The organism is Moraxella sp. CTOTU47724, from assembly GCF_032014955.1.
Classification (GTDB): Bacteria; Pseudomonadota; Gammaproteobacteria; order Pseudomonadales; family Moraxellaceae; genus Faucicola; species Faucicola tetraodonis.
This window is the reverse complement of the sequence record NZ_DALZSV010000081.1, coordinates 1-8041: the sequence shown is the minus strand read 5'-3', so window position 1 is coordinate 8041 and position 8041 is coordinate 1. Positions and strand designations below refer to the sequence as shown.

At 38.3% G+C, this 8041-nt stretch carries 6 protein-coding genes and 1 tRNA gene; all 7 read right to left on the bottom strand.

All coding sequences use genetic code 11. The features are described 5' to 3' along the window. Nucleotides 1–698 (bottom strand): glucose-1-phosphate thymidylyltransferase RfbA (gene rfbA, locus RTR63_RS11195; protein WP_312524297.1); only part of this gene is annotated, 698 nt, incomplete at its 3' end. After that, on the bottom strand, nt 695–1762 hold the full coding sequence (rfbB, locus tag RTR63_RS11190) for a dTDP-glucose 4,6-dehydratase (RefSeq protein WP_312524295.1): 1068 nt from the start codon (nt 1760–1762) through the stop codon (nt 695–697). The genes rfbB and rfbA, both read right to left, overlap by 4 nt. A 22-nt stretch (nt 1763–1784) precedes the next feature. Then, complete coding sequence (locus tag RTR63_RS11185) at nt 1785–3716, bottom strand: polysaccharide biosynthesis protein (protein WP_312524293.1); 1932 nt, start codon at nt 3714–3716, stop codon at nt 1785–1787. Between the two features lie 44 nt (nt 3717–3760). Beyond that, the gene (locus RTR63_RS11180) at nt 3761–5929 is read right to left on the bottom strand and encodes a polysaccharide biosynthesis tyrosine autokinase (protein ID WP_312524291.1); all 2169 of its coding nucleotides are present in this window, start codon (nt 5927–5929) and stop codon (nt 3761–3763) included. Between the two features lie 100 nt (nt 5930–6029). After that, the gene (locus tag RTR63_RS11175) at nt 6030–6461 is read right to left on the bottom strand and encodes a low molecular weight protein-tyrosine-phosphatase (protein ID WP_312524289.1); all 432 of its coding nucleotides are present in this window, start codon (nt 6459–6461) and stop codon (nt 6030–6032) included. A gap of 16 nt (nt 6462–6477) precedes the next feature. Then, nucleotides 6478–7593 carry a polysaccharide biosynthesis/export family protein gene (locus RTR63_RS11170; protein ID WP_312524287.1) on the bottom strand — a complete coding sequence of 372 codons (1116 nt, stop codon included), beginning with the start codon at nt 7591–7593 and terminating at the stop codon, nt 6478–6480. Nucleotides 7594–7894: 301 nt separating this feature from the next. Next, a tRNA-Leu gene (locus RTR63_RS11165) sits at nt 7895–7981 on the bottom strand. Nucleotides 7982–8041 lie beyond the last annotated feature (60 nt).

Sequence of the window (8041 nt, the reverse complement as noted above, 5' to 3'; positions counted from 1 at the left end):
AGGCTTTCATGAGTGCCAGTATCTAACCAAGCAAAACCTCTACCGAGTAATTCGACATTCAAGTCTCCACGCTCAAGATACATTTGATTCACTGTGGTGATTTCAAGCTCACCTCGGTCGGATGGCTTAACTTGCTTGGCAATTTCAATAACATCATTGTCATAAAAATACAAACCAGTGACCGCAAAATTTGATTTAGGTTGTTTAGGTTTTTCTTCAAGCGAAATTGCCCGTTTTTGTTTATCAAATTCTACAACACCAAAACGTTCTGGGTCTTTGACTTGGTATCCAAAGACCGTTGCACCTTTTTGTCTTGCAACTGCTTGACGCAACATGGGCGTAAAGCCTTGACCATAGAAAATATTATCACCGAGAACCAAACAAACATTGCTATCGCCAATAAATGTTTCACCAATGATAAAGGCCTGCGCTAAACCATCAGGGCTAGGTTGAACAGCATACTCAAGACTAATACCAAACTGTGACCCATCACCCAATAGACGTTTAAAGCCATCAATATCATCAGGTGTACTGATAATCAAAACTTCTCGAATACCCGCAAGCATCAGCACCGAAAGTGGGTAATACACCATGGGTTTATCGTAAATAGGCAATAATTGCTTAGATACACCTTTGGTAATAGGGTAAAGGCGTGTGCCAGAGCCCCCTGCTAGGATGATACCTTTTGTCGTTTTCATAATTTTACACCCAATCGTTCTCGTTGATAGCTGCCATCTTGGACATGGCGACACCATTCTAAATTATTTAGGTACCATTCAACCGTTTTTTGAATACCTGACTCAAAAGTCTCTTGCGGTTGCCAATTGAGCTCTTGCTGAATTTTGCTGGCATCGATTGCATATCGCAGATCATGTCCTGGTCGGTCTTTGACAAAGGTGATTTGCTGTGCATAAGAGTGGCCATTCATTCTAGGTTTAATGTTATCCAAAATTGTACAAATCGTTTTTACTACGTCAATATTTTGTTTTTCATTATGGCCACCGATATTATAAGTTTCACCTGCTTTGGCAGTAGTAGCTACTAAATACAGCGCTCGGGCATGATCTTCAACATAAAGCCAATCACGAATTTGCTTGCCATCACCATATACAGGTAACGGCTTGCCAGCTAAGGCATTCAAAATCACCAAAGGAATCAGTTTTTCGGGGAAATGATAAGGGCCGTAATTATTCGAGCAATTAGTGACCACCACAGGCAAACCATAAGTACGATGCCAAGCCCGTACCAAATGATCTGAACTTGCCTTACTGGCTGAATAGGGAGAACTGGGGCTATAAGACGTTTCTTCCGTAAATAAGTCTTCAGTACCTTCTAAGTCGCCATACACTTCATCAGTCGAAATATGATGAAACTTAAAACTGTGCTTTTTATCATCAGATAGGCCTTGATAATAGACCCTGGCGACTTCTAGTAGCGTATAAGTGCCCAAAATATTGGTCTGAATAAATTCCATCGGCCCATCAATCGAGCGATCAACGTGCGATTCAGCCGCTAAATGCATCACAATATCAGGTTCAAAGTCATCAAACGCCTTTGTCATTGCCACTTTATCACAGATGTCAGCATGTAAAAACTGATAGCGCGGATTATCATTGACTGATGCTAATGATTCTAAATTACCCGCATAGGTCAATTTATCAATATTTAAGACGTTATTATTGGTTTCATTGATTAAATAGCGAATCACCGCTGAACCAATAAACCCAGCACCGCCAGTAACTAAAATATTTTTATTTGTCATAAATTAAATCCATCATAAATTATTATTGCTTAGGCTTATACCCTTCTACATATTTAAAGAACTGCGCCCTAAGCCAATGCGTATCTTTAGTACTATTATTCTGCATTTGAACTGCATCTACTACGTTTGTGATTTCATTAACACCATAAAAACGTTCTTTGGCTTTCATAATCAAAGGATGCTGCGTTTTCTCTATATTATCCCCATCGATGATTAACTCTTCATACAGTTTTTCACCGGGGCGCAAACCCGCAATGACTATTTCAATATCGCCATTCGGATTATTTTGGTCTTTAACTTTAAGTCCACTCAACGTAATCATACGTTTTGCCAAGTCCATAATCTTGACTGGCTCACCCATATCCAGCACAAACACCTCGCCGCCATGTGCCATCGCACCTGCTTGGATAACTAGCTGAGCTGCTTCAGGAATCGTCATGAAATACCTTGTCACCTCTGGATGTGTCAGGGTGATAGGTCCGCCTGCGGCAATTTGTTTATTGAACAGCGGTACGACAGAACCTGATGACCCTAATACATTACCAAATCTGACCATACTGATAGTGGTTGTTGATTGTTCTGCAGCTATCGCTTGACACGCCAACTCTGCCATGCGTTTGGTAGCGCCCATGACATTGGTTGGTCGGACGGCTTTGTCAGTGGAGATGGCCACAAAAGTCTCTACGCCCGCACTGACTGCGCCTTTTAAAGTATTGTAAGTACCAACAAAATTATTGATTACACCCTCGTATTCGTTACTTTCGACGATAGGGACATGTTTATAAGCCGCTGCATGGTAGATGGTTTGAACGTCGTACTGGTTGCACAACAGTTCAATAATTTTTTGATTGGTAACACTGCCTAGATGAACATAGAGCGGCGTCACAGTTGGTAGTTGCCTTTCCTGCTGCATATTTTTGGCAAGTTTTTGCAGTTCACTGTGTATAGCGTAAAGCGCATACTCCGACAGTTCAAATAATACCAAGGCTTTTGGTTGCTGCTTTAATATTTGGCGACATAATTCACTGCCGATTGAACCGCCCGCTCCTGTCACCATCACAACTTTATCTTTGATGTTCTTGGCAAGCAGCGAGGTGTCCGGTTTAACCGTATTGCGTTGTAGCACATCTAGCACATCAACCGGTTTAATATCTGATAATTTGATTCGACCACTGGTGATTTCTTCCAAACTTGGAATTTCACTAATTTTAACTGGTACGTTTTCTAGCTGCTTAACAATACGCTCCTGGATATGACGCTGATGGCTGGGTAATACAAAAAACACATGATTAACTTCTAAATCTGTAATTAAAGACTCAAGGTTATCTTTTGGATAGACCTTAACCCCTAATACCCTAGCACCAATGAAATTATCATTGACATCGATAATCCCAACTATTTTAAATTGGCGCGTTTGATGAAGCACATGCATCAAATCTTTGGTGATGTGACCCACACCGTAAATTAATACATTTTCTTTTTTTTGTGTATAAAATTCAGGATGCAAGGTTCTTGAAATAAAAAATTGCAAAACAATACGGCTATTCCATATCCATAAATAAAGCAAAAAAACATGGATAGCGGTCGCTGCTCTAGGGATATCAGGCGTTACCCCTGAAAAAATCAGTATTTGACTAATTAATAGATAACCTAGCAAAACTACGAGCGCCCAGCGCATACTCTCATCTTGAAAAACTCGGATAACATGCGAGTAAAACTTAGTAACCGCTAAAAAGATAACAGGTAAAGCGCTAAGTAGCATAATTGACAAAATATTGGTATGAAAGTCAAATTTGGCATACCTTAGGGCGATCGCTAAAATCAAAGTAATAATAGATGCAATATAATCTATCACAAACAGACTCACTACTTTTAGCCAGCGAGGCTGCTCAATCGCATTAGATAATACAGTGAAAACTAAAGGCGCTTTAGTAGCGTTAGTTATATTGCTCATATAAAACCTAGTAGATGATAGGGCTATGATTCATCTTTATATCGTTAATTTTTTGATTTGTATTCATAACCATAGTGGTAATTATAGGCGCCGATTAAAGACTGCTTAGCATCATTGAAAATAATCCCTTCTACTTTCACATTCGCACGTTGTAGTTTTTCGACTGCATAATTTACCTGTTTTACGTTTGAAACGTCATATCGTACCACGAATAAGACTGAATCAACCAACTGCCCTATCGATAGCGCATCTGAAGTGCCCATTACAGGTGAGGTATCGATAATGATATAATCATAGAACTGACGATAAAAATCTAGCAATGCTTTCATTTTGCCATTTAATAATAATTCTGAAGCGTGACTATGGCCTTTGCCCCTAGGTATAAAATGCAGATTTTCATATAGTGTGGTTTGAATCATATAGCTGCTATTAGCCGCATCAATGGTATCATCAACCAAATAATCAACCAATCCATTGATATTTGGCAAATTAAATCGATCTTGCAGATGACCTAACCTAGCATCCGCGTCAATTAACAGTACACGTTTACCTGTCATTGCCATTGCTACGGCAAGGTTGGCGGCAATAAATGACTTACCGATACCAGGGCCTGCACCCGTTATCAACAACGTATTGCCATCGGTTTTTGTTGCATTAAACAATAAATGAGTGCGAATGGACTTAAAGCCTTCACTAACAACCCCTTCAGGTTCAATTTGCTCAACCAAGGGAATTTTAGTTGATTTACTTTTTAACAACCGCGTTAATCGTGGCGAATGAGGAATGACACCAATAACCGGAACATCCGTATTGTTCTCTAATTCTTCTAAATTTTTCACGCCCGCAAACAATAATGATTTTAAGAAGGCTAATCCGATGCCTAACATCAAGCCTAAAAGGGTCGCGATTAAAACAATTTGCGCTTTTTTTGGTGCAATAGGTTCATAGGTATTAATAGGTAAATCTATAATGCGTACATTCCCCAGCTGTCCAGATTTGACAATTTGAAGCTGCTCATAATTTTTGAGCATATTTAAATAAATCTCATTGCTAATCTTAACATCACTCGATAATTCTAAAAACTGACGTTGAACCTCTGGAATACGGGTAATATTTTGCTGAAGTGAATTTTCCTTGGCTTTTAATTGCTCAATCTGCATATTTAATTGTTTTAATACAGGATATTCATCTGTATAGCGCTCAGATAATTCGGCTCGTTTTAGCTCAAGCTCACGTAGATTGGTTTCAATTGTCGCTCTTTGTGTGACAGCCAATTCCGCTTCTTTATCGATATCAACGGTTGCATTTTGCTCACGGAAATTATTAAATTTTGCTTCCGCTTCGGCAAGTTTTGATTTGAGTTTAGGCAGTTGCTCTTGCATAAACGCCAGGGTTTTAGTCGTTTCCGCGCTACTTTTATCAAGATTTTGCGTTTCATACATTTTAACAATGCGCGTTAAGGTATTAGTGATTTCATCTTGATTAGCGCCTGTAAGTGAAGCGTCTAAAATGCCCGTTTGTTTACCTTTTTCAGCCACTGTAAGATTTGCTCTAAGGTTATCTATCGCCTTAGCCGGTGTAAGTTTACTCAAGTTATAAGAGTAACCAGGTGCTAATGAAGTGACTTGAATATCAATATTACCCGCACTCGTTTTAAAACGTGATGCCGTTGCAACTTTACCGGTAAACTCAGCGCCATCAGGCGAAATCAGTTTAAAATTTTGGCTGTCTATGGCGGTTAAAGTGAAATTTTTATTCTGATAAGCCAAAGGGACATTAAATTCAGCTATCCACAATCCAATCTTTAAATTACCCACCCCATTGTCTGTATGACTAACTAAAGAACTTTTCTTGATCAGTAATTTGTCTAAGAAACTGTCTTTAAGTTGATTAACATTTAAATCCAAATGCAATTGGTTAATGACAGGCCACAGAATCATGCGAGAATTGATGATTTCTACTTCTGTTTGCGCAGAGCTATCTTGAGCGTTTAGAAGACCTACAACATCCTCACCTAACGCAGAGACGCCTGAGGATTTTTTGTCAACTTGGATTAGTGAGTTAGTTTTATAAATTGGCGTTGCCGATTGGGCATAGTAAATTCCGCCTAATAAACCAAGTAACAGCATTGATAAAATTAATTTCCAATGATTTAATAGAACTGCGATTAACGCTCTTAAATCAATTTCATCATCATTTACTTTCTGATCCATGCTTACTCACTTGATTCTAAACTACGATAAAATACATTTTAATTATTACAAGATAAATAAATCTTTCTTATAAATTCGAAAACTTTGCTAGCTTTAGAAGTTAAGCTAATTTATCCTTCCAACTTTCTACGGCTCTACTAAGCACATGTCGACTTTCATAAAATTTGTCAATGGGCAGTTTATAAGGATCGGCTACATTTTCATTTATCCAGTGACCAATCCGATATACTTTTCCACGTTGGCTTGAGTAATTTTGTTTTATCCAACTCTCTTGATCTTTGGACATACAGAGTACTAAATCAAAGGTTTGCATCAATTCTTGGGTAAGCTGCTGGGCGCGATGACTACGCATATCAACATGCCATTCATCCATCACTTGAATGGCTTTGTCATCTGCCCCTTCGCCCACTAATGCACTTAATCCCGCTGATTTTACAGTCAAATTAGGATGCTGCTGCTGTAATAGCGCTTCACCGATAGGACTACGGCAGATATTACCGACGCATACCACTAAAATTTTTTTAAATGACATAATAAAAACCTAGCTATTAAAATTGTCTTACAACTCCAGGTAATGCCGCTGAAGGAAGGATTTGACTAAGAATACGATTCCAGCGTGTTAAACCAGTTGGGTCTACATACACCACATCACCCGGTTGCATTTTAAAGCGATTTGCTAAAGAAAAATTTGTTAGGGAAGTCATATCAACATAATAGATATTAGCATTATTCGACGAATTTTCACGTAATACATAAACTTTTTTAGCATTTGCAGTAGTACCAATTAATCCATTCGCCTCCCCTATGACGCCAGCCAAACTGATACCGTTTTCAGGAATTTCAATATTACTGATTTTATTAAACTCGCCCATGACAGTAATTTTATTTTCGGTCAAATCACCGATTTTGATTGTGTCACCATTACGGATTATCACTTGATTAGGAGAATACCCAGCATTTTGCAGTGACTTGAAACCAAAGTTATAAGTTCTTCCAGCTCTAATTAGCTGGATATTATTTGTATCAGATTTTTCACTCGTACCACCTGCCATACTGATAGCGGTATAAAGATTGATGGGCTGATCAGCAATGTCATATTGCCCAGGTGATTTTACCTGTCCATCAACATAAAATTTATTACCACGGTAGGAAAGTACACGAACTTGTGGATCTGGATGTTTAAGATAACGTGATAAACGAATAGTTAATTGACTAGTGAGTTCAGCTACTGTAAGCCCCTCTGCCTTTATTCGTCCTATCATTGGAAATTGAATATAACCGCTTTGATCAACTAAAAAGCCACTGCCGTAAATGCTATTACCTGCTGCTGAACTAGTACCGACAACTTCAGGATATCCCGGAAGATTAATTCCTAATACATCTCCTTTAGCAATACGATTATATACACCCCCGCCTCTTGTCAATGGAGGAAAAGAGACCGTTTTTTTAGCAAAAATATCAGGAGCAGGTATATTATTTACACTTAACTCAGCCACATTAAATCGTATACCATTATCTGCAACAAATGAAACAGGTTGATCTGGCGTCAAGACTTCTGGCAGTTTACCCGAATACATTCCACTAGTAATAGCGGTTTTAGAACTACAGGCGCTAATAGATATAACTAATAATAAAGGCGATAGTTTTATGAGCTTTGCTAACATGTGACAATCTCGTAAGATAAAAGGCAAAATCTAACAGTAAACCAATATAGTGCGTAATTGTAATAAAAGTTTAATGATACACACTTGTAAATTTTGTAAATTTAAGTAAGCGACATAGCTATCATGACCTATCACTTTATCATGTTAACTATTGAAAAAAGCATTAACTCTTATTTTCAATAATATTTAATCCATTATAGCATTATAGATTTGCTTGATAAACAGTTAAACATAACATCTTAATCATTTATATAGCAATTTTAACTCAAAAAAAAAGCCCCTGTTATCAGGAGCTTTAATTTGGTACCAGTGGTCGGACTCGAACCGACACGCTTTTAAAGGCAACGGATTTTGAATCCGTCGTGTCTACCAATTTCACCACACTGGCATGGATGGCTATAGCTTTTTAGCTTATCTCTAATCGGCTATGTGGGGTGGTATTTTAGCA

Excerpts from the sequence above, each read along its gene's own strand:
- rfbB (WP_312524295.1), bottom strand. The coding sequence starts at position 1,762 with ATGACAAATAAAAATATTTTAGTTACTGGCGGTGCTGGGTTTATTGGT.
- RTR63_RS11185 (WP_312524293.1), bottom strand. The coding sequence starts at position 3,716 with ATGAGCAATATAACTAACGCTACTAAAGCGCCTTTAGTTTTCACTGTA.
- RTR63_RS11180 (WP_312524291.1), bottom strand. The coding sequence starts at position 5,929 with ATGGATCAGAAAGTAAATGATGATGAAATTGATTTAAGAGCGTTAATC.
- RTR63_RS11175 (WP_312524289.1), bottom strand. The coding sequence starts at position 6,461 with ATGTCATTTAAAAAAATTTTAGTGGTATGCGTCGGTAATATCTGCCGT.
- RTR63_RS11170 (WP_312524287.1), bottom strand. The coding sequence starts at position 7,593 with ATGTTAGCAAAGCTCATAAAACTATCGCCTTTATTATTAGTTATATCT.